Source organism: Pirellulales bacterium (genome assembly GCA_019636345.1).
Lineage (GTDB): Bacteria > Planctomycetota > Planctomycetia > Pirellulales > Lacipirellulaceae.
This window is the reverse complement of record JAHBXQ010000003.1, coordinates 23078-45348: the sequence shown is the minus strand read 5'-3', so window position 1 is coordinate 45348 and position 22271 is coordinate 23078. Positions and strand designations below refer to the sequence as shown.

Here is a 22271-nt window from a genome sequence, read left to right as displayed (position 1 = left end):
GAGTCGGGCTCAACGCGGCCGGCGCCGGGTCTCTCCTGTCGCTAGTCACAAACCACCCCGGAACCCAGACGAAGCACCAATCGCAGACTGCTGTGGGCGAACGAGTCGCAAGGAACACCACGCACGCCGCGACAAAGGACGCAGACGAACGAGGCGTACCATGCACTTGAACTACAAAAACCCTCTGGTCCAGGAGCTGTGCGACCGGCATCGCCGTGCCGGATCGCGCGAGGAGCTCCTGCTGCGCATCGACGCCGCCGAGCGGTTGATCGCCAGCGTCGATCCCGACGAAGCGTATCGTCCCCGGCAGGTGCTCGAGCAGTTGCACTCCCCCGAAGCGCCCGCGGAAAGCGTTCCTCGGCAAATCCCCGGCAGCGAACTGGTGCACGACCTGCGCCTGCTCGTCGAGGATCTCTCGGATGCGGCCGACCTGCACGCCGACTCGATGGGCGAGCAGGTGTTCACGGTCGAGGAGCTTGCGAAGCAGTTCAACGTTTCGACCAAGACGATCGCTCGCTGGCGGACCCTCGGGCTCGTCAGCCGGCGGCTGGTGTTCGACGGTCGCAAGCGGGTCGGCTTCCTGCGCTCGAGCGTCGATCGGTTCGTCCGCAACAATGCCGAGCGGGTTGAACGGGGCGCCAAGTTCAGCCAGCTCACCGACGCTGAACGGGCGGAACTGGTCGACGCGGCCCGCGAACTGGCCGCCGCCGGCACGGGTCCTGCGGAGATCGTCCGCCGCTTGGCCGATCGGTTCGACCGCAGCGTCGAGACGGTCCGCACGGCCCTGCGTCAGCACGACGCCGACTCGCCCGCCGAGGCGATCTTCCCCACTCCGGCCGGTCCGCTGACCGAGGTGCAAAAGACGAACCTGTTCAACGCCTTTCGTCGCGGCGCGTCGATCGATCGGCTGTGCCACGATTACAACCGTACGAAGACGACGATCTACCGCGTCGTCAACGAGATGCGGGCGGAGCGGATTTTTGAACTGCCGCTCGATTTCATCCCGAACCCGCGGTTCCGCCGCAAGGGCGCCGAGACCGCCTGCCTGGGGCCGATGCCCGAGGCCGAGACGACCGCCCGGCGTCCGAAGCGTCCGGCCGGGCTGCCGCCGTACTTGGCGAGCCTGTACGAGATGCCGCTGTTGACCCGCGAGCAGGAACAGCACCTGTTCCGCAAGTACAACTACCTGAAGTTCAAGGCCGCCCGGCTGCGGGACGAGCTCGATCGCGAGCATCCCAAGGCGGCGATCATGGACGAAATCGAGGCGTTGTATGAAGAGATCGTGGCGACCAAGAACCACATCGTCCGCGCCAACCTGCGGCTTGTGGTCTCGATCGCCAAGCGGCACGTCACTCCGGATCAGAACTTCTTCGAGCTGGTGAGCGACGGCAACGTGTCGTTGCTGCGTGCGATCGAAAAGTTCGACTACGCCCGCGGGAACAAGTTCAGCACGTACGCCTCGTGGGCGATCATGAAGAACTTCGCCCGCACGATTCCGACCGAGTATCGCACCCGCGACCGGTTCCGCACGAGCTACGACGAACTGTTCGAAGCGACGCAGGAGCAGCGGGCCAACCCGGCGGTCGAGGAATCGGCCCAGGCCGATCGCGAGCAGAAAGTCCGCCGAATTTTGGACCGGCTCGACGAACGCGAGCAGGCGATCATCATCGGCCGGTTCGGCCTCGATCATCGGCGCGAGCCGCTGACCCTGAAGGAAGTCGGCGCCGAGCTGGGGGTCACCAAGGAACGGATCCGTCAGATCGAGGCCCGCGCCCTGAGCAAACTGCGGGCCGCGGCCGAGGCGGAGAAGATCACGCTGGAGATCTGACGCCCGCCGTCACCGCCGACAACGCAGTCAAACCCCGTCCGTGCCGCCGAAATCGGCGGCCGATACCCGAAGCGCCGCGGGGACCCAGGTTCCCGCGACGCTTTGTCGTTGATTCCGCAGCCGTTCGTCCCGTTGCCGCCGGCAAGGGCCCCGCCGTGCTATACTGAGGCGCGTTGTTGCCGCCGTGACTTGATCTTGCGAGGGGATTGTGTCGCACCTCGTCGCTCTTGCCGCCGTCATTTTCCTGGCCCCGGGGGGCGCGACGCGCACTCAGGTCGAGTGGTCGAAGGATTCGTTCAAGACGATCCAGCAGAATCTCGACGCCAAGAAAGCCGTGCTCGTCGACGTCCGCAGCCCCGAGGAATGGAAAGCGGGGCACGTCGAGGGGGCGGTGTTCTTGCCCGTGCAATCGCTCTTCAAGCACAGTTTCGATGCCAAGAAAGTCGCCAAGACGCTGCCGCCCAAGCAAGGCAAAGGCAAAAAGATCATCTACACGTACTGCGCGGTGGGAATGCGCTCGAAGCAAGCCGCCGCGATCTTGACCCCGCTGGGGTACGAAGTCCGAGCGCTCAAAGCGGGGTACGAGGACCTCGTCGAAGCCGGATTCTCGGACGCCAAGCCGCACCGCGAGACGGCCGCGGGCGGGAACTGAGAGAGCGATCCTCAAGCGGCGACGAACGTGCGCCGGCGCAGCCACGGCAGCTTCCGCGCAAGTCCCCCGCGTCGCTCGACGTTTTTCCCCTGGTCGAATGCGCCGCCGGGGCCGAGCGACGCGGTTGTGCCGGCGAAGTTCCGCGCATTTCGCGGACGCCTCGCCCCCCGTGCGATCCAGGGCGACCTAGGCTTCGCCGTAGACGACCGCGCATTCTCGCGTCGGCGTCCCCTTCTCTTCTTGCCTCCTTGATTCTCCGGAGACTGCGGCCGTGAGTCGTATTCGCATCGGCTTGGCGTTGGCGGGCGTGGCGTGGGTTCAGTGCGGCGTCGCGAGCGCGGCGGAGCTGTGGTTCGCCGATCAGCGGGCCTTTCCGGGAGTCGTCTGGCACGCGGTCGACGATCGGCCGGAGCGGCTGCTGGTGCGGCGGCAGCCCGGCGCCGACCCGGCGTTTCCCCGGGCGGTGATGAAGGTCGCCCAAGTGGCTGCGGCGCCGGACGGGGCGTTTTACTTCTGCAGCGGCTTGGACGGCTACGTCCTCGGGCTTCTCGATCAGCGGCACGAGGTGCTCGCCTTCGAGTTCCCCGGCCAGGTTCGCGACCTCGCCTGCGGCGGGGAGGATCACGCCGTGTACTTCAGCGTCGTCCCGACGCCGCAGGACGGCGAACCGCTGGCCGACGGCAAAATCTACCGCCGCGACTTGTGGCAAGGCGCCGCAGCCGAGGTGGCGACGATCCGCCAAACCGACGTCGGCGGCCATTGGTGGGGAACCTTTACGGTCCGCGAGGGGGTCGTCATCCTCGCCACGACCGAGCCGCGGAGCCGGCTGTTCCGCGTCGCCGGCGGGACGCCCGAGCCGATCTTCCGCGAGTGCGATCGGCGGATCAGCGGCCTGGAGGCGGACGGCGAGGAGTACCTCGTCGCCGACGGCGACGGCCGAATCAGCCGCACCCGCGACTTCGCCGAGCTCACGCCGGTGCGCAGCGGCGCCGCCCGGTTCAGCGACGTCACGGTTCGCAGGACGCCGGGCGAGTGACGCACTCGACGGAACGTCCCGCGCGATTCCAGGTCTTCTCCCCTGGTCCCGTCCCAGCCGCGATAGCGGCGCCCCGCCGCACGGATACAATGCAGGGACGGGGGCCGGTCGGTTCCCGAGGCTTTCGGGACGCGCCGCTATGAATCTGTTGGATCCGCTTGGTTGGGCGATACTGCTGTTGGTGCTTGGGTGCGGCATCGTCGTGCTCGAGGTGTTTCTCCCTTCGGGGGGCGTCCTCAGCTTCCTGGCCGTGCTGGTCCTGGGGGCGAGCGTCTACTTTGCGTTCCGACGCGACGCGACGACCGGGTTTGCATTCATCACGCTCACCTTGGCGTTCGTGCCCCTGACGATTGGGTTGGCGTTCAAGGTGCTGCCGATGACGCCGATGGGCAAGGCGTTCCTCGGCGAGTTGCCGACCCCCGCCGAGGTCGACCCTGACGACCCGCGGCGCAGCATGGTCGGCCGGGTCGGCGTGGCCAGCAGCATGATGCTTCCCAGCGGCAGCGTGCTCGTCGACGGCAAACTTCTCGATGCGGTGAGCCAAGGGGTGCCGATCGACCCCGGGACCCCGATTGTGGTCGTCGAGGTCCGCGCCAACCGGGTCATGGTCCGCCCTGCCGATCCCGACGAGGCCCGCCGCATCACGATCGACAGCGGCGACGTGCTGGCCAAGCCGATCGAGGAGTTCGGCATTGAGGAGTTCGACGAGCCGTTGTCGTGAGGGAGGCGGCAATCTCCTCCGCCGGGCGGGACGGAAGTCCAGGTCGAGTCGAAGTAGTGATCCCATTTGCCAAATTGACGGGTGGCTGGGGTCGAACGAAGTGAGCCCCCAGCGGATTCCCTGGGGGCCACCCTTCCAGGGGCACAAATGGTATCACTACCCGAGGCGATCCGCGCTTGCCCCGCGCCGGCGAGGGGGGTACAACCGCCCATAGCGTCGCCCCGGGCGAGATGCCGGGGCTCGCTTGCACTTATTTGTCGCCGTGGAGAGTTCTCCCCATGTCCGCCCGTGAATCGATCCCCCTGACGCTGGCGCTCGACGAAGCGCTGGTCAACAACATCGTGCTCGTGGCGATCGCCGTCGGGCTCTTGATCGGGGTCGTCTTCTTCGCGATCTTTGCGCGGTTCTTGAAGCTCTGGATTCAGTCGAAAACGACGGGCGCCGGGATCGGCATGCTCGACCTCGTGCGGATGTGGTTTCGCAAGATCAACGCCACGATCATCACGCGCTGCAAAATCATGGTCGTCCAGGCGGGGCTCGACGAGGACGAGGAGATCACCACCAAGGCGCTCGAAGCTCACTACCTCGCCGGCGGAAATCTGCCGCTCGTCATCCGCGCGATGATCGCCGCCAAGAAGGCCAAGATCATCCCGCTCACCTTCAAGCGGGCCACGGCGATCGATCTGGCCGGACGAAACATCCTTGAAGCCGTCCAAACGAGCGTCTACCCGCGGGTCATCGACTGCCCGGCCAAAGACGCCAAGCGCCCCTCGCTCGACGCGGTCGCCAAGAACGGCATCCAACTCAAGGTGAAGGCCCGCGTAACGGTCCGGGCGAACCTCGACCAACTTATCGGCGGAGCCACCGAGGACACGATCGTCGCCCGCGTCGGCGAGGGGATCGTCAGCGCGATCGGCTCGGCCGAGACCCACGCTCACGTGCTCGAGAACCCCGACCGCATTTCGCGTACGGTGCTCGCCCGCAAGCTCGACTCGCAGACGGCCTTTGAAATCGTGTCGATCGACATCGCCGATATCGACGTCGGCGACAACATCGGCGCCCGGCTGCAAGCCGACCAGGCGGAAGCCGACACCCGCGTCGCCCGCGCTCGGGCGGAAGGGAAGCGGGCCATGGCCGTCAGCCAGGAGCAAGAGAACATCGCCAGCATCGAGGAGAACCGGGCGAAGCTCGTCGAGGCCGAGGCCGAGGTCCCCAAGGCGATCGCCGACGCCTTTCGCAGCGGCAAGCTGGGAATCCTCGACTACTACCGTATGAAAAACGTCCAGGCCGACACCGAGATGCGCGAAGCGATCGCCGGCGTCGGCGCCGTCCCGACTCGTCGCACCGACGGCGCGACGTAGAATCCACCGTGCAGCCGAAGGCGGGAACCGCTGCAGCGCACAACGAGCGGTTCCTGACAGATTTCCCGTTTGGCGTCCTTGGCGGTTCGCAACGGACGCCAGCCAATCCCCCTTAAGCCGATGCGTCCCCTCTCCTATCTGCTGGCCGTTGACTGGGAGACGATCGTCCCGATCGTGTTCATGGTGCTGTACGGCGTGGCGCAGTTGGTGGCGGGAGTGGCGCAACAGAAGCGTAAACCTCCCAAGCCTCCGGTTGCACGGCCGCCGGTCGAGCTGCCGCGGGCCGGGGTCGCCCCCGCGCCGCAGCAGGACCAGTTGCGCCGCGAGGTCGACGAGTTTCTGCGCAAGGCCCGCGGCGAGGCGCCGCGTCCGCAGCCGGCGCCGGTCCCGCGGAAGCCGGCCCAAACGCAACAGCCGCGCCGGCCCGCCGCCTCGTCGGGTCAGCCGCCGCAGCGCCCGCGGACCCCGGTCGCCCAACCCCCGCGGCGTGCGCCGGAAGGCGAACCGCGGAAGGCCCGCGAGTCGGTCGCCGATCACGTCCGCACCCACATCGGGGGGGACGTCCGCCAGTTGGAACAGCACGCCGCCGCGCTCGCCTCGCACGCGTCGCATCTCGCCGCCGACGTCGAACAGGCCGACGAGCGGATGGAGGAACACCTCCGCGAGAAGTTCAGCCATCAGCTCGGGACGCTTGGCGAGAGCGTCGAGACCTCGACCCAGCGAGCCGTTCGCTCGCCCATGGCCGAGGATTTGGCGACCATGTTGTCGCGCCCCGCAGGGGTGCGACAATTGATCGTGGCGGGCGAGATCCTGCGGCGTCCGGAAGAGCGGTGGCGGCGCGGGGGCTGAGCCGAAAAAAATCACGGCGACCGGTCTTCGGGTCGCCTGCCGTAATCGATCCTGACAGTCCCGTATCCTCCCGGTGCGATTCCCAGCCATGCCCCTCTACGAATTCGTCTGCACCGACTGCCGACGCGAGCAGGAACACTTGGTTCGCGGCGAGGAGCAGCCGACCTGCGAACAGTGCGGCGGCGTGCGGCTGACGCGGCTGTTAAGCGTGCCGGCGGCCCGCACGGGGTCCCCCGGCGGAGGGTCGCTCCCCCAGGGGTCTCCGGTCGGGGGCTGCGGCGGGGGGTGCGCCTGCCATCCCCGGGGCTAAATCCCCGGTGCAATCGGCCTGGACGGCGCAACCGGAGCGGGGTCGGACAGTTTTCGCAGCCGGAAAGCCCCCCGCCGGGCCGCGAAGTTTGACACTGTTTTCCCAGCTTGACTATACTGCCAAGGGCAGGCGATATATCTCCTGCCGTAGCAGTGGTTTGGGGCCGATGGGCCCGAAGCCGGCGGGGGCTCCGATTCGCCCCAGCCCCCCTCCGTCAGCGGCGCTGGAGTGGCGCCGGCCGAGACCCTAGCTTCGCCGAGGTCGTGGAACCGCCTCGACGCAGCCCCGCGGCAGGCTCGCAATCACGCCCGCCGGCCGCCGTTGCCGCTCACTGAGGACCCGAGTTCGATGACTTTTCTCGGCAAGATTTTCACGGGGTTGATCGCCATCGCGTCGCTGCTGCTGATGATCGCAGCGGTGTTCGTCTACGCGACCCACACGAATTGGCAACAGGCCTACCAGAAGATCAACACGCAGCTTCAGGCGGCCCGAACGACCAATGCGCAGCTCGAGTCGACGTACCTCAAGCAGGTGAGCCTGCTCGAGGCCGAGCGCGAGGCCGCCCAGCAGGACGTCCGCAAACTGGAAAGCGAGCGGGTGCAGATGCTGGCCGAGAACTCGGCCCTGCAGAAGGACCTCGACCAGTCGAAGTCCGAGAGCGCCCGGTTGCTGGCGACCGTGACGGCCACCGAGGAGAACAACCGCCTGCTGAGTCAGGAAGTGACCCAGCTGCGCAAGGACATCCGCACCGCCCAGACCGAGCGCGACGGGCTGTTCGCCACGACGCTCAAGGCGACGACCGAGCTCCACACGACCGCGGGCCAGTTGAGTCAGGTCAAGGAACGCAACGACCAGTTGGTGCAAGATTTGGCGTCGAAAACGATGCTGCTCAACGAGAACGACATCGATCCCCACGGCGAGGCGGTCGCCCGGGTGCGGGGGATGATCTCGTACACTAAGCGGGTCGCCGGCGGGCAGATGATCGAGATCACGATCGGCGCCGACGACGGCATCAAGCAGGGCCAGACCGTGGAGATCTTCCGCGGCGAGCGGTATCTCGGCCGAGCCCGAATCATCAAGACCGAGCCCGACAAGGCGGTCGGTCAGGTGTTGCGCGAGTTCCAGCAGGGCACGATTATGGAGGGGGACGATGTCGCAACCCAACTTAGAGTCGGCTAGCGCCCCCTCGGTGCTCACCAAGAAATCGCCGTGGAACGTCTACACGGTGATGCTGCTGGTGTCGCTGTTGGCGCTGCTCATCGGGATTCTGTGCCTGTGGATGGAAATCCGCGAGTACGGCGGCTTCGGGGCGATCAAAGGCCCCCAGGCGAGCGTCGCGGCGCCAGGCCCGTTGCGAGTCGCGCAACTTCTGTAATCGCCGGCGAGGCAGGGCCTCGCGGCTATCAAGCGCTCACAGCCGCGCCTTGCGCAGCCGCGACCTCCCAGGTCGCCGGCGAACCGCTGAGCGATGCTCCGCACAAGCATGATTGCGCACCAAGGGCTTGACGCACGCGCCGACCAATAGTATACATAAATCCACTATTGGTCGTCTCGCGTGTCTCCCTCGCCGAATAGAGCCGCCCGTGCCCTGCGTTCTCTTCACGTTTCACGCCTACGGCACATGGCTTCCTGATCGCCTGCAGGGGTATGTTCACTGGCGCGAGGGATTCCAGCCGCAGAACAAACGTCTAGCGACGGCTTATCGTCGCAACATGAAGCAGGAAGCCGCCGTATTCGATCGAGAGTTGCAACGGACGCTCATCGACGCCGTTCTCGTCGCCGCGCCGCTGCTAGCGGCGAGAATCCATGCCATCGCTTGCCAATCAACGCATCTCCACGTTTTGACAAGCTGGCGCGACGAGCGGCCTGCTCGACAAGTCGGCGCCGCAGTGAAGGGCAATCTCACGCGTCGTCTGCGTGAACTCGGTTTGCTCCGCCCGTGGTTTTCCAAAGGCGCAAGCAGGAAACCGGTTCGCGATCGGACGCACTTCGATCGTCTGACGCAAAGCTACCTGCCGCAACACGGCGGATGGAAATGGGACGAGGAACGCGGATTGTCCCTGTAGTGGAGGATCCTTCTCTCCCCTCCGCCGGCGAGGCGGGGCCTCGCGGCTACTGTCTCAAGCGCCCGCCGCCGCTCACAGCCGCGACCTCCCAGGTCGCCGGCGAACGACGGCCAAGGCGCGTCCGCTACTTCACCTCAAGCATCCGCTCGAGCGCCGCGAGCGACCATTTCGCCGTCTCTTCGTCGACCTCGATCGTGTTGACCGGCGTCCCCGCCGCAAGGTTCTCCAGGCTCCACGCCAAGTGGGCCAGGTTGATCCGATACATCGTCGCGCACATGCAGACGACCGGCGAGAGGAAATGAATCTCCTGCTCCGGGTGCTGGGCCTTGAGCCGGTTCACGAGGTGCAGCTCGGTGCCGATCGCCCACTTGGTCCCCGGGGGGGCCCCCTCGACGGTGCGAATGATCTTGCCGGTCGAGCCCGACTCGTCGGCCAGCTCGAACACCTCGCGCGGGCACTCGGGGTGGACCAGGATCTTGATCCCCGGGTGTTGCCGGCGGTACGTCGCGACGTGCTCGGGGCGGAACATCTGATGAACGCTGCAGTGCCCCTTCCACAGGATGACGCGGCTGCGCACCAAATCGGCCTCGCTCGAGCCGCCGAACTCCTCGGCGTACGGGTCCCACACCGGCATCGCGTCGAGCCCGATCCCCATTCCCAGCGCCGTGTTGCGTCCCAGGTGCTGGTCGGGGAAGAACATCACGCGGCTGGTGCGCGCGAACGCCCACTCGAGCGCCGCCCGGGCGTTGCTGCTCGTGCAGACGATTCCCCCGTGCCGGCCGACGAACGCCTTCAAACTGGCCGCCGAGTTGATGTACGTGACCGGCGTCAGGTCCTCGACGTCGATCGCTTCGGCGAGCTGCTCCCAGGCGTCTTCGATCTGATGGATCGCCGCCATGTCGGCCATCGAGCAGCCGGCGGCCATGTCGGGGAGAATCACGCGGACCCGCTCGCCGTCGCGCTCGGCGAGCTTCGCGGGCCGGTTGGCAAGGATGTCGGCCGTCTCGGCCATAAAGTGAACGCCGCAAAACGCGATCATCCGGCAGTCGGCGCTCTCGGCGGCCGTCTGGCTCAACTGGTAGCTGTCGCCGCTCAGGTCGGCCAGGGCGACCACCTCGTCCTGCTGGTAGTGGTGTCCCAGGATCAACAGCCGCGGGCCGAACTCGTCGCGCACCGCCTGAATCCGTCGCTGCAGTTCGTCGTTGGCGAGCGACTTGTACGGCTGCAGGTCGAATCGGGGCGAAGGGTCGGCGGCGACGGGCATGGCGTGCTAGCAAGCGGCAAGAAGGAGGGAGGAACCGCGGGGGAGCGCCCCATTATACGCAAATCGCCCCGCCGATTGGACCTGCCGGCGTCGAGAAGGCCCCGCGCGCTTTCCAAGCTTGCCCTCCAGGATCGATCCCCTTGCCGGCCGGCGACCCGCTCCAAGATGGGCGCTTTCAAGCGCCAACTTGCTAGCGGCGGCGGGTCGGTCTGGGAAAAGTTTGCGGGGGGCGGTTGCCGATACTGTAGGTCGTGGGAGCGCCTATGCGCCAGCGGTTCGTCGTGACCGCTCCCGTTGCCGACTCGACTTGCCCTTCGCGCGTATGAGCGAACTGACGCCCCAACTCGCCCCCGAGGTCCTCGCCGCCTGCACGGCCGGCGCCGAGGAGGCGGCCGGCGCGTTCAGCCGGGCGCTCGACGGACCGTTTGCCCTCGCCGTCGGCGAGGCAGGCGCCTACGCCGCGGCGCGCGGCGGGGTCGATCTCGCGGGCCCGGGGCTGGCGGTGCTGATGACGTTCGGCGACGCGGCCGCCGTGGCCGTCATTCCCGAGTCGTCGGGCCTGCTGCCCGGGTGGTACGCCGCGCCGGATCCGACCGGGGAGAGCAAACTCAGCACGCTCGCTCAAGAGTTGAGCATGCTGCTGGTGCCCGAGACCCTGATGGCCGACGTGTTCGAGGCGCATCGGGTCGACGACTTGGCCGCGGGGTTGGCCCGGGCCGGGGCGCAAGACGACTCGGCGACGGTGTCGCTGACGCTCACGGCGGGGGAGAAATCGGGACCGCTGCTGCTGGTGTGGCCGTTGGCCCGGGGGGCGGAACTGTTTCCGCCGGCGCCGGCTCCTGCGCCCGAGCCCGCCAAGCCGGCGGCTGCCGCGACGCCTGCTCCGGTCGCGGCGGCAAGCGCCCCGCAGGAGTTCGATCCGTCGCGCTTGTCGCCCCAGTCGCGCAGCCGCCTGCGGGTGCAAGTGGCGGTGAGCGTTCGCCTGGCGACCAAGAAGGAGTCGATTCAGGATATCGTCGCAATCGCTCCCGGGACGATCGTCAAGTTCGACAAGCCGTGCGACGAGTTGCTGCAACTGTTCGCGGGCAACCAGGCGATTGCCGAGGGCGAGGCGGTGAAGATCGGCGAGAAGTTCGGGTTTCGCGTCACCTCGATCCTCTTGCCGCAAGAGCGATTCGTGACGATGACGCTCAAGCCGCGCCGCGCCGGGTGACGATTCGGCGGAGCCCGTCACGGCGCCGGCGGCCCGAACGCCGCGAGACCGCCCGCGGCGGCCAAGTCGAGTCGCAGGCGATCTTGCTTCTTCTCGATCGCTCGATTGAGCTTCGCGACGAGCGTCGGTTCATCGAGTTTGCGTTCGAGCATCCGGCGGACTTCGTCCCCGAGCTCGCGCACCAGCGGACCGCGGGCGTTGCTGACCCGGCGGATGCGGAACTCGTCGAACCGAAGCCGCGCGGCGGCGATCGTCGGCTCGACGGCCAGCGCCGGGCCGCGGTCCCCGGCGACCAGCCGCACGGCGACTTCGCCCGCCACGTCGACGCGGAGTCGAGCGTCGGCGTCGACCTCGAGCGCAATCAAGTGGACGCCGTATTGGTAGACTTTGGCTCGGCCCCAGGCGTCGACCTGGGCGTCCAGATGCAGGGCGAACGCCATCTTCCCGGGCCCGGCGGGGCGGAGGTCGTCGACGGTCACGCGGAGCGTGTTTTGCGGGTCGACGAGTCGCACCTGATAGTGCTTCCACACGCCGTGTTCGACGGCCTTCTTGCGGCGCTTGAGATCCTGACGAAGACCGCGGCCCTCGAACTTAAGTCCGACGGCGATCTCCTTCGTGGCGCCCCAGTCCTGCCGTCGGTCGTACAGCTCGGGGATCGCGGCGGCGACGCTCTCGGCGATCGTCCGGGCAAATTGCTCGTCGGCCGGGGTTGCCGGCGCGGGCGCCGACGAACTGGGAAATTCGCGGCCGGGGACGTCGTCGCCGCGGGCCGTCGGCGTCAAGCAGCCGGCGATCACGGCCAACGCGAGGCGCGGTCCCTTCCGGCGCGGCGACAGGAGCGATGCAAGCATGACGCGGCGGCGTATTCAGGTCGCTCGAGGCGAGAGGTCCGCGCCACGCGGCGCGACGAGATGGATACGCATTCCCCCTCTCGCCGGTTCCCTTCGCGACCCGGCGAGAGGGAAAACAAAAAGAACCTGCCCCGGGCCCGAAAGCCCGAGACAGGTCCTCAGAGGGGGTTTGGTTTCTCGCTTACGCGAGTCGTGTCGCTTGCTTAGCGGACGAAGCTGGCGCTGACGACCTTGCGGGGCTGGGCGAGCCGAGCCTCGGGGTCGGCGGCGGGCGCCGGGGGAATCGGAGCGGCTTCGGTCGGCATCTTGGCCGCGGGAGCCGAGCAGCTGGCGGTGCAGCCGCACGAGGCTTCGCAGCAAGGATCGGCACAACCGCAGCTGGCTTCGCAGCAGCAGCCGTTGCCGCAGCAGTCATCGGCACAACCGCAGCTGGCTTCGCAGCAGCAGTTGCTCTTCTTCCGGCTGAACAGCTTGCTCAGGAAGCACGAACGCTTCTTCTTGCAGCAGCAGTTCGAGGCACAACCGCACGAGGCTTCGCAGCAGTTGTCCGAGCAACCGCAGCTGGCTTCGCAGCAGCCCTTGCCGCAGCAATCGTCGGGGCAACCGCAGCTGGCTTCGCAGCAACCCTTGCCGCAGCAAGAATCGTCGCAGCAGCCGTTGCCGCAGCAGTCATCCGAGCAGCCGCAGCTGGCTTCGCAGCAGCAGTTGCTCTTCTTGCGGCTGAACAGCTTGCTCAAGAAGCACGAACGCTTCTTCTTGCAGCAGCTGGAGGCGCAACCGCACGAGGCTTCGCAGCACGAATCGTCGCAGCAGCCGTTGCCGCAGCAGTCGTCGGGGCATCCGCACGAGGCTTCGCAGCAGCCCTTGCCGCAGCAGTCGTCGCCGCAGCAGCCGTCATGGCAGCAGGGGTCGGCGCAACCGCAGCTGGCTTCGCAGCAGCAGCTCTTCTTGCGGCCGAACAGCTTCGACAGCAGGCAGCCGCGCTTCTTCTTGCAGCAGCAGTTCGAGGCACAACCGCAGCTCGCTTCGCAGCAGTTGTCCGCACATCCGCACGAGGCTTCGCAGCAGTTGTCGCTGCATCCGCACGACTTCTCGCAGCAGCTACACAGGTTGACGTCGTCGCAGCCGACGCCGCCGTCAAGCATCTTGTCGAGCAGTCCAGCCGCAGAGGACTGTCCCGCCAGGCAGATGCTCACCAAGAGCGCTCCTAACAGGTTCCATTTCATCACAGAACATCTCCTATAGGTTGGGGACAACCTCGCGAGAACTCATGCCGACGGCCGGGGGCCAGTCGTCGTCTCCGCACCCTCCCTGGGTGGTTCGTCGTTAGGACGTGGAGGTGGCGCGTGCCAAGGCGGGGTGTACGGGGCGGGAGCGCGGGAGCCGGAGGGGTTCCGGCCGAGTCAAGGCGGGGTGTCGCGAGGCGGGGTCCCCAAAAGTTAGGCGTCAACTCCGGTCGAGCCAATCCATAGCTCGAAGGGGAAGCCGGCATGTTGATGCGCTAATCGGGGCGTCGCCGCAGAGTTGCTCATCGCAGTTCTGTTGGCGACATCCGTGGTATCGGTCCCGCCGAGAAGACGCCTTGAGAGCCCCGAAGTAATTTTCAGCAACTGGGTTACGTCGACTGTTAGGCAAACTTTGCCGGCCAGGAAACCTCCTCCTGGGGCGCCGGTTGTAAGCTGCCCGCGCGGCTCTTTAGCGGCCCTGCAACCGTTACTGGACGCAGGAATTCCCCAGTTTACAGCCCGATGCGCGCACGGCGGCGCGTATGGCCTTTCACCGTGCGTTGCGGCGAGGAGTTCTTTCGTCGCCGGCGCCCATTGCGAAATCGGCAAACTTCCCGCACTCTAGCAGTATTCGTCGCCTCGGCCCCCCTTTCGCCGGCGTCTGCCACGAGTCCCGCGATCGCCTGCTGCGATCAGCCGGGCGCTTCCCGCGAGTGATTTCATGCTGATTGCTTTGCCCGCCGCTGCGTCGCGTTTCGTGAGCGCCGTCGGTTGCGCCTGGGGAGTTCTCCGCGGCGGCGCTGCGGTCGCATGGCTCGGCTGGGCCGCCGCGGCGTGTGCCGCCGACGTCCCCGACGCCGACTGGCCCCACTGGAGAGGCCCGCAGCAAAACAGCGTCTCGACCGAAAAGAACCTCCCCGACTCCTGGAAGCCCGCCGGCGGCGAGGGGAGCAATCTGCTCTGGAAGCGCGGCGACCTGGGGACCCGTTCCACTCCCGTCGCGTTCGGCGAACGGCTTTACGTCCTGGTGAGGCATCATCCCGGCACGCCCTACGAGCAAGAGAAGGTGGTCTGCCTCAACGCCTCGACCGGCGAGACGCTGTGGGAGCATATCTTCAACGTCTACTTGTCCGAGGTTCCCGACACCCGGGTCGCCTGGTCGAGTTGCGTCGTCGACCCCGAAACGGGCCGAGTCTACGCCCAAGGGGTGTGCGGGTACTTCTGCTGTCTCGACGGCGAGAGCGGGCAGGTCGTCTGGTCGCGCAGTCTGCACGAGGAGATCGGGACGATCTCGACCTACGGCGGCCGGACGAACGTGCCGGTGATCTTCGAGGACATGGTCCTGATCAGCGCCGTGGTGGTCGGTTGGGGGGACACCCCGGAGTTCGGCGGCTTGGCTCGCCCCGCCCACCGATTCATCGCCATGGACAAAGCGACCGGCGAGATCCGCTGGCTCAACGGCACCGGGATTTCGCCGTACGACACGACCTACTCGACCCCGGCGATTGCGGTCGTCGGGGGGGTGCGGCAGTTGGTGTTCGGCTCGGGGGACGGCGAGCTGTGGGGCTTCCAGCCCCGCACGGGCGTGCCGCTCTGGCACTTCCCCTTCTCGCGGGCCGGGCTCAACGTGTCGCCGCTCGTGGCGGGCGACGTCGTTTACGCCTCGCACAGCGAGGAAAACACGATCGGCACGACCATGGGCGCCGTCGTGGCGATCGACGCCACCCAGCGGGGCGACCTCGCCAAGAAACAGAAGTGGATCTCCTACGAGATCATGGCGGGCAGGAGCTCGCCGCTGCTGATCGACGGCAAGCTGTGGATCGTCGACGATCGGGCGAAGCTCCACCTGCTCGACCCCGCCACGGGGAAGACGCTCAATAAGAAGGCGTTGGGAACCGGCATGCGGAGCACCCCGCTCTACGCTGACGGCAAAGTCTACGCTTGCACCGGAAGCGGACGGTGGTACATCCTGCGCCCCAACGGCAACAACGCGGATTTCGTCCACCGGCTGAACCTCAACGGCGAGTCGAACGACGGTTCGCCGATCGTCGCCCGCGGGAGGATCTATCTGCCGACCTCCGACGCGATCTACTGCCTGGGGACCGGTCAGCAGCCCGCGGCGGACCCGCTCCCCCCGCCGCCCGAGGAGAAGCCCGTCGACGACAATCCCGAACCGGCTCACCTGCAGCTGGCGCCGTTCGATTCGCTCGTGGCGCCGGGCGAGTCGGTGAAGCTGGTCCCCCGGCTGTACAACTCCGACGGGCAGCTTGTCGAGGGCCCGGCCGGCGGTGCGCCGGAATTCACGGTCAAGGGCCCGGGCAGCGTCTCGGCCGACGGCGTCTACACCGCCCCCAACGAGGTGATTCACGACGCGGCCCTGGTGACCTGCAAGGCGGGCGAGCTCGCCGGAACGGCCCGCGTGCGGATCGTTCCCGCGTTGCCGTGGAAGTTCGACTTCAACGACGAGACCGGCCCCCCGATCTCCTGGGTCGGCGGTCGCGTGCGGTTCGTCCCCCGCGAGATCGGCGGCGAACAGGCGATCGTCAAACGCAATCTGCTTCCCACCCCGCGCGATCCCAACAACAAGCTCGGCACGCGCAGCCAATTGTTCATGGGTCCGGCCCACTTGCACGACTACACGATCGAAGCCGACCTGCTGCTGACCGAGGGCAAGGGCAAGCTCCCCGACGCGGGGGTGATCAACAGCGGCTACACGATGACGATCCGCTCCGAAAGCCGCGACTTGCGGATTTACAGTTGGAGCTCCCACGACCATCGGCTCTGCGCCACGACCGAGTTCAAGGCCGCGGCCGACGTCTGGTATCGCCTGAAGCTGCGCGTCGAACAGCACGAGGACGAAGCCCGTGTGCTCGGCAAGATGTGGCCCCGCAACGAGGCCGAGCCCGAGGCGTGGAACGTCGAGATGAATGACAAGTCGCCGCAGAAGTCGGGGAGCCCCGGCCTGTTCGGCAACACCCAGGACGCCGAATTTGCGATCGACAACGTCCACGTGACCCCGAACGACTGACTGCTCGACCGAGCTCGCACATGCGGGCTGGCGGTCCTGCGGTTCCCGCGCTCCGCTGGCTCGCCGCGGCTGGTCCGCCCGCCGAATTCCCCCCCGGGATCCCCAGGTAACGACAGATGTTCGCTTTGCTCACTACGCGTCGCTCGTCCCGACTCGCCCTGCTGCTGGCCGCGATGCTCGCCGGGTGGGCGTGCAGCGTGCAACTTGCGCGCGTGGTCGGCGAAACCGCCGCGGCGACCGCCGCCGACGAGGCCCCCAACGTCGACTGGTCGCAGTGGGGCGGTTCGCCCGGTCGCAACAACACCCCCACGGGCCGCGACGTGCCGGTCGAGTGGGAGGTCGGCGACTTCGACTACGAAACGGGCGACTGGGATCCGACCGACGCCAAGAACGTCAAATGGGTCGCCAAGCTCGGTTCGCAAACCTACGGCAACGCCACCGTCCACGGCGGCAAAGTGTTCATCGGCACGAACAACTCGGGGGGGTGGCTCAAGCGATATCCGGGCAACGTCGACCTGGGCTGCCTGATCTGCTTCGATTTGAAAACCGGCAAGTTCCTCTGGCAGCACAGCAGCGAGAAGCTCCCCACCGGCCGCGTGCACGACTGGCCCCTGCAGGGAATCTGCTGCGCTCCGTACTGCGAGGGGGACCGCCTGTGGTTCGTCACCAGCCGGGGCGAGGTGCGGTGTCTCGACGTCGAGGGCTTTCACGACGGCGAAAACGACGGCCCCTTCGTCGACGAGCAGCAGGAGGTCAAGGCCCAGGCCGACGGCGTCAAGCAGCCCTACGACATGCTCCAAGAGGCCGACGTCGTGTGGGTCTACAACATGATGACCGAGATGGGGATCTCGCAGCACAACATGTGCAGTTGCTCGATCACCTGCGTCGGCGACGTCCTGTTCGTGATGACCTCCAACGGGGTCGACGTCGAGCACAACTACATCCCGGCCCCGGACGCTCCCAGCTTCTTCGCCATGAACAAGCACACGGGCGAAGTCCTGTGGACCGACAACTCGCCCCGCGACAACATCCACCACGGCCAATGGTCGAGCCCCGCTTACGGCGAGTTCGACGGCCAGGCCCAAGTCCTGTTCGGCGGCGGCGACGGCTGGCTCTACGCGTTCGACCCCGCGGGCGACGGCCAGGGCGGCAGCAAGCTCCTCTGGAAGTTCGACACGAATCCCAAGCTCGCCAAGCTGGAACTCATGGGCAAGGGGACCCGCAACGACATCATCGCCACGCCCGTGGTGTACGACGGGCTGGTCTACGTCGCCACGGGACAGGACCCCGAGCACGGCGAAGGAATCGGCGGCCTGTGGTGCATCGACCCGCACAAACGGGGCGACGTCAGCCCCGAACTGGTCTTCAACGCCGCCGACCCGCAGACCCCGATCCCCTACAAGCGGGTCCAAGCCGCGGTGCCCCAGGACGGCGACATCGTCCGCCCCAACCCCAACTCGGCCGTCGTCTGGAAATACGACGCCGCGGACTACGACGGCGACGGCGAGATCGCGTTCGAGGAGGTCATGCACCGCACGATCGGCACGGTCGCCATTCGCGACGACATCCTCTACATCGCCGACTACAGCGGCCTGTTCCACTGCCTCAACGCCAAGACGGGCGAGCGGAATTGGGTCTACGACATGCTGTCCGCCTCGTGGGGCTCGCCCCTGATCGTCGAGGACAAGGTCTACATCGGCGACGAAGACGGCGAGGTGGCCGTCTTCCGCCACTCGGCCGACCCGAACGTCGCCATGCAGCAGGACGGCGGCATGCTCGAACCGTACTACGGCACCCGCAACATGGGCAACAGCGTCTACAGCACCCCCATTGTCGCCGACAACATCCTGCTGATCTCCAATCGCAGCCACCTGTTCGCGATCACGCCCGAGGGGCAGTGAGCGGCCGATCCGTCGTTGCCATCGGCACGAAGCCATGAGCGGACGGCGCTAGCCGCCGGTGAACAGCCGCCGGTGAATTGCCGCCGGTGAATTGCCGCCCAAGCCTCGCCCAACTTTATCGGGAACCAGCGCCCGCCGCTCATCTTGAGCTTCGCAACGACTCGCCCGGCCCGGCCGCCCGCTCGCAGAACCTCGCCACCGCATCCGCCGCCTCTCGCGCCGGGGATGGAAAAGGGGACAGGTCCATTTCCTCCACTCCATCTTCCACTTCCTCAGCCCGTGCGGGGCGGGGAAATGTTCGAAAAGCCGCCGACGCCTGTCCGCTGTGTTAATCTGGACCTGTCCCCTTTGCCCTCCCCCTTTGCCCTCGGGCGATACGCGCTGTAGGCGTCGACCTCCCAGGTCATCCGACCTCGCGCCGAGGTTTGTAGGCCCAGGTTCCAATCGACCTCGCTGCGCAGGTTGCGGTACTGATTCCATTGGTCGACGTGGAACGACGTCACGGGAACGAACGAAGTCTTGTTGCTGCCATTGACGCTCCCGCTGGCCTGGCTCTCAACCAGAACCAGAGGAGTCGCATGTGCGGAATGAACAATCCCAGCGAATAGAAGTACGCATTGTAGAAATCGTAGCACTTATCTCATCCTCGGTGGCGCTAGGCACGCACGCGCAGGGCGTCCATCCAATTATCGCCAGTCAATCTTTTCACCGAATCCGGCCGCGACCAACTTTGACTCCCAGTAGTTGTCGGAAGTTGAGAAGGCTTCTGGATCAAGAGCCCGAAGCGACCTCAAAAACGATACCGCTCTTGCATCAACCGCATCATAGTCATGTTGCAGCTGCTCGATGTCGTAGCTGTATTCCAAAAAAAGGGACCTGCTGGCAATAAACTGCGGCAATGACGAATTCACAACTTCGTCAGCGTAATCTCGCTCGAGATAGACGAGGTACACTTTTCGGGACTCAGCTGAAACACCAAAGACAGCGTCAAGTCCACGAGCGATGACGGTAAGTTCATTACCGTCACTCATTCTGTCTCTGCGATAATTGACCAGACTCGAAATCCTGGCAAAGTCAGATTCTTGGCCATTATATTGAATGTCGTCTCTGCCTTCACTTGGCAATCCAGCATCTCTTAGAAATGCGAGATCCTCGATAGATAGCAAGCCTTCGGGTATCTCTGCTACATCAAATCGACGTAGCGAACCTGTATCACCGAAGGACACGTTTATTGCAGCTAAGATCTCCTGAGTCATATTCTTCTGACCCTATGCTAGAAGAAAGTGTCCAACAATGCTTGCAACTGGGCATGTGCTTTAGAAACAGTCTCTTTGGTATAGTCCACCGCCCATGTGACCTTGGCTTGGGGGAAGGATTGTGCAATCATTGCCGTGCAACTGCTAGGGATGGAAAAGGGGACAGGTCCATTACATCCACTCCATCTTCCACTTCCTCAGCCCGTGCGAGGCGGGGGAATGTTCGAAAAGCCGCCGTCGCCTGTCCGCTGTGTTAATCTCGACCCGTCCCCCTTGCCCTCGCCCCTCAGCGCCCGCCGCTCATCTTGAGCTTCGCAACGACTCGCCCGGCCCGGCCGCCCGCTCGCAGAACCTCGCCAGCGCATCCGCCGCCTCTCGCGCCGACGCTTGGAGCACCAAATGCGGTCCCGGCAGGACCGCGATCTCGACGTCCGGCCGTACCGAGCGGATCAACTCCCAGCACCGCGCCCGCACGACCAGGTCGCCGGCGGCTCGCAGGTAGAGGATCGGCGCCGGGCAGGCTCGCAACTCGGCCGTCACGTCCACGCCGGCAATCGCTCGCGCTCGCGCCGCCAAGGCGACCGGCGACGCCGAGCCCGCCGCCGACCGCAGCAGCCGGCCCAGCCGCCCGAACCCGTGCCGGCCGAGCAGCGCCCACGACAGCAGCCGCAGCGGCGCCGCGCGAAACATCCACGGCCGCGCCGCGCCCCGCCATCGCACAGGCACGGGAAACGGGGACCGGACGAACGAGGCGCACAACACCACGCCCCGCAGGCCGGGCGGACGTCGAGCCGCCAGCATGAGCGCGAGCGGCCCCGAGAACGACTCTCCCAGCACCACGAACGGCCCGCCATCGGCCGCCGCCAACGCCAACGGTAGCAGCTCCTCGTAGCCCAACGCCTCGTCCGGCGGATAGGCGAGCGCCTCGGCGCTCACGGACGGAGGCAGCGCGGCGCACAACGGCTCGAACAACCGCCCAGTGCCGTCCATCCCAGGCAGAAGCAGCAACCGCACTGCGAAACCCCTCCTCGCCGCCGAAACGACCAGCATGCAGCGGCGGCGCGTAGCGCCGTCCGCTGCATGCTTTAGTTAGATCACGTCAGCGTATCCAGGGCATCCATATTCATGCTACCCCAGAACGATGAGTCACTTACCCAGAAGTTGTGCCACGTGCCCACTCCAATTCTCTCATGCCCTGCTTTCACGGCCACACGCAGTTCGTCTGCGGTGCCGATCCCCGTGATCTTCGCGAGCTTCTGAAAGTCGCGGCGCCGTGTCGCTCTCAGAAAGAACGGGAATGCGCCAGCACGCGAAGAAGAACAGTGGAGTGTCTGTGGATACCACCGACAGCCTTCGGTGATGAACGCCATCATCAACACGAGCAATTCTGCCTGCATTACCGCAGCGAATGGCAGGTCGGTTCGATCCGCCTGCCGTTTGATGAGTTCCGCCGCAGGAGCGTGGAGTTTTTTTCCTTCAGAGGCCAGAATCTGGAGCGTTTCGGAGTAAGCGTAGAACGCATCGAAGGTTTCGAACCGGTTCACCCCAGACGCCTCTGTCTCAGGTAGAAGGTAGTGATTGGTGAGAATAAGGTGGAGGCTGCCAAACGAGTCAGTCTTCAGGAGAGCTGCTACGATGTACAGAAACGTCTCGTAGACGAAAACACGGTGCGCCTCGAACCACACGTCATTCCAAGTGTTGAAATCCGGCGGCCGCGACTTGAGTTCGAGCATCTGCTCCAGCAGAGAGACTAGCGCTTCGCCGAACTCCTCCGAAGGGTTGGCCCTGGTTTCCAGCAAGACCCAATCCACGATCTGGTCGCGCACGAGTTTGAGTTTGCCGCAGTCCTCCAGAACGCGTTGTCCCAAGTTTGTGACATCAGGTCGCTCTCGAATGCGTAGCGCATCCGCATAATCGCGACACGCGTCGAGAAAGTCCTGCCGATAGATCTTCAGCCCTCGCTTCTCCTGAATGACGGCCTGTTTGAGCGCCGCGAACTTCGCACCGGTGGGGCTGGCTGGCAGGGCAACATCCGTTATGACGTAGATGGGCGCTTTCCCCAGAGTCGGCTTCTCGTAAGCAGGCTTGCCATAGAGGACTCGGATCAACTGCTCCCAGTTGTCGTTCGCAGCTTCAGGGCTGGAAAAGTCGATCCAGATGCGGGACTTGAGAAAGGTCGGGAGGAATGGCTCGTCTGAGTCGTCGAATTCACAGACAACCGGGAGGAACTTGGATTGCTGGACCTTCGAGTACACCTCACGCGATATGATCTGTGACTCAGTACCGACGCCCGCTTTGCGTGCGTCGGCCTTCGCGGCGTATTCCGAATCAGAGAAGACAAGCACGTGAGTGACAGATTCATCCGTGGCCATCTTCTCCATGAAGGCGTACTTGTCATCGCCCTCCTTGAGGTCCCAGATATCGAGAACAACATCGACGCCGTCGTTTACCAACTGCTCAGCCCACTGCCGGATACGAGCTTGGTGTCCCGGAGACGACCAACTGTAGGAGATGAAGACTCTCGGTTTCAATCGTTCCTCGAAAGTGAGCCTACTTGCTGTGAGACAGGAACTTTGTCAGCATGCCGGCACGCAAACGACCGGACCGTGGTCGCCCAGCCGTACCGTACGGAAGAGCCGCCCGCCGGAGGGCCAAGCATGACCCGAGTGTATCGCTCGGCGCATGGGGCGACAACCAATTTCCGCCCGG

19 protein-coding genes are annotated in these 22271 nt (G+C 65.8%); 14 read left to right on the top strand and 5 right to left on the bottom strand.

From position 1 onward, the window contains the following. The first annotated feature begins 160 nt into the window (after positions 1–160). From KF688_07995 to KF688_07950, 10 genes are all read left to right on the top strand, one after another. Positions 161–1828 carry a sigma-70 family RNA polymerase sigma factor gene (locus KF688_07995; GenBank protein MBX3425604.1) on the top strand — a complete coding sequence of 556 codons (1668 nt, stop codon included), beginning with the start codon at positions 161–163 and terminating at the stop codon, positions 1826–1828. A 208-nt stretch (positions 1829–2036) separates the two neighbouring features. After that, the gene (locus KF688_07990) at positions 2037–2480 is read left to right on the top strand and encodes a rhodanese-like domain-containing protein (GenBank protein ID MBX3425603.1); all 444 of its coding nucleotides are present in this window, start codon (positions 2037–2039) and stop codon (positions 2478–2480) included. Between the two features lie 271 nt (positions 2481–2751). Further along, the gene (locus KF688_07985) at positions 2752–3516 is read left to right on the top strand and encodes a hypothetical protein (GenBank protein ID MBX3425602.1); all 765 of its coding nucleotides are present in this window, start codon (positions 2752–2754) and stop codon (positions 3514–3516) included. A 139-nt stretch (positions 3517–3655) separates the two neighbouring features. After that, the gene (locus KF688_07980; protein MBX3425601.1) at positions 3656–4237 is read left to right on the top strand and encodes a hypothetical protein; all 582 of its coding nucleotides are present in this window, start codon (positions 3656–3658) and stop codon (positions 4235–4237) included. A gap of 278 nt (positions 4238–4515) precedes the next feature. Further along, positions 4516–5598: a flotillin-like protein FloA gene (gene floA, locus KF688_07975; GenBank protein MBX3425600.1), complete on the top strand. Its 1083-nt coding sequence runs from the start codon at positions 4516–4518 to the stop codon at positions 5596–5598. A 120-nt stretch (positions 5599–5718) separates the two neighbouring features. Further along, a complete protein-coding gene (locus tag KF688_07970; GenBank protein ID MBX3425599.1) occupies positions 5719–6447 on the top strand; it encodes a hypothetical protein in 729 nt (242 codons plus the stop codon). Between the two features lie 88 nt (positions 6448–6535). Further along, positions 6536–6757 carry a zinc ribbon domain-containing protein gene (locus KF688_07965; protein ID MBX3425598.1) on the top strand — a complete coding sequence of 74 codons (222 nt, stop codon included), beginning with the start codon at positions 6536–6538 and terminating at the stop codon, positions 6755–6757. 348 nt (positions 6758–7105) lie between these two features. Beyond that, positions 7106–7936, top strand: a complete 831-nt coding sequence (locus tag KF688_07960) for a hypothetical protein (GenBank protein ID MBX3425597.1) — start codon at positions 7106–7108, stop codon at positions 7934–7936. Beyond that, positions 7908–8132, top strand: coding sequence for a hypothetical protein (locus KF688_07955; protein ID MBX3425596.1), 225 nt, complete (start codon positions 7908–7910; stop codon positions 8130–8132). Before KF688_07960 ends, KF688_07955 begins: the two co-directional genes overlap by 29 nt. A gap of 208 nt (positions 8133–8340) precedes the next feature. Further along, a complete protein-coding gene (locus tag KF688_07950) occupies positions 8341–8823 on the top strand; it encodes a hypothetical protein (protein ID MBX3425595.1) in 483 nt (160 codons plus the stop codon). Between the two features lie 124 nt (positions 8824–8947). Here the strand turns inward: KF688_07950 and nadA are convergent, their stop codons facing one another. Further along, on the bottom strand, positions 8948–10087 hold the full coding sequence (gene nadA, locus KF688_07945) for a quinolinate synthase NadA (protein ID MBX3425594.1): 1140 nt from the start codon (positions 10085–10087) through the stop codon (positions 8948–8950). A 322-nt stretch (positions 10088–10409) separates the two neighbouring features. Here nadA and KF688_07940 point away from each other — a divergent pair, with 322 nt between their 5' ends. Next, positions 10410–11300, top strand: a complete 891-nt coding sequence (locus tag KF688_07940) for a FliM/FliN family flagellar motor switch protein (GenBank protein MBX3425593.1) — start codon at positions 10410–10412, stop codon at positions 11298–11300. 17 nt (positions 11301–11317) lie between these two features. Here KF688_07940 and KF688_07935 read toward each other — a convergent pair whose 3' ends face one another. Then, a complete protein-coding gene (locus tag KF688_07935; protein MBX3425592.1) occupies positions 11318–12151 on the bottom strand; it encodes a hypothetical protein in 834 nt (277 codons plus the stop codon). Positions 12152–12457: 306 nt separating this feature from the next. On the opposite strand from KF688_07935, the gene KF688_07930 reads away from it, so the two are divergent. The 3 genes from KF688_07930 to KF688_07920 all read left to right on the top strand — a co-directional run bounded on the left by KF688_07930 (position 12458) and on the right by KF688_07920 (position 18306). Next, a complete protein-coding gene (locus KF688_07930; GenBank protein MBX3425591.1) occupies positions 12458–13396 on the top strand; it encodes a hypothetical protein in 939 nt (312 codons plus the stop codon). A 702-nt stretch (positions 13397–14098) separates the two neighbouring features. Next, the gene (locus KF688_07925; protein MBX3425590.1) at positions 14099–16405 is read left to right on the top strand and encodes a PQQ-binding-like beta-propeller repeat protein; all 2307 of its coding nucleotides are present in this window, start codon (positions 14099–14101) and stop codon (positions 16403–16405) included. 116 nt (positions 16406–16521) lie between these two features. After that, positions 16522–18306 carry a PQQ-binding-like beta-propeller repeat protein gene (locus KF688_07920; protein MBX3425589.1) on the top strand — a complete coding sequence of 595 codons (1785 nt, stop codon included), beginning with the start codon at positions 16522–16524 and terminating at the stop codon, positions 18304–18306. A gap of 686 nt (positions 18307–18992) precedes the next feature. Here KF688_07920 and KF688_07915 read toward each other — a convergent pair. The 3 genes from KF688_07915 to KF688_07905 form a co-directional block, all read right to left on the bottom strand. Then, entirely contained in the window at positions 18993–19562 is a 570-nt protein-coding gene (locus KF688_07915) for an SUKH-4 family immunity protein (protein MBX3425588.1), read from the bottom strand. Between the two features lie 300 nt (positions 19563–19862). Further along, positions 19863–20576, bottom strand: coding sequence for a hypothetical protein (locus tag KF688_07910; GenBank protein MBX3425587.1), 714 nt, complete (start codon positions 20574–20576; stop codon positions 19863–19865). Positions 20577–20656: 80 nt separating this feature from the next. Beyond that, the gene (locus KF688_07905; GenBank protein MBX3425586.1) at positions 20657–22093 is read right to left on the bottom strand and encodes a TIR domain-containing protein; all 1437 of its coding nucleotides are present in this window, start codon (positions 22091–22093) and stop codon (positions 20657–20659) included. Positions 22094–22271: the final 178 nt, after the last annotated feature.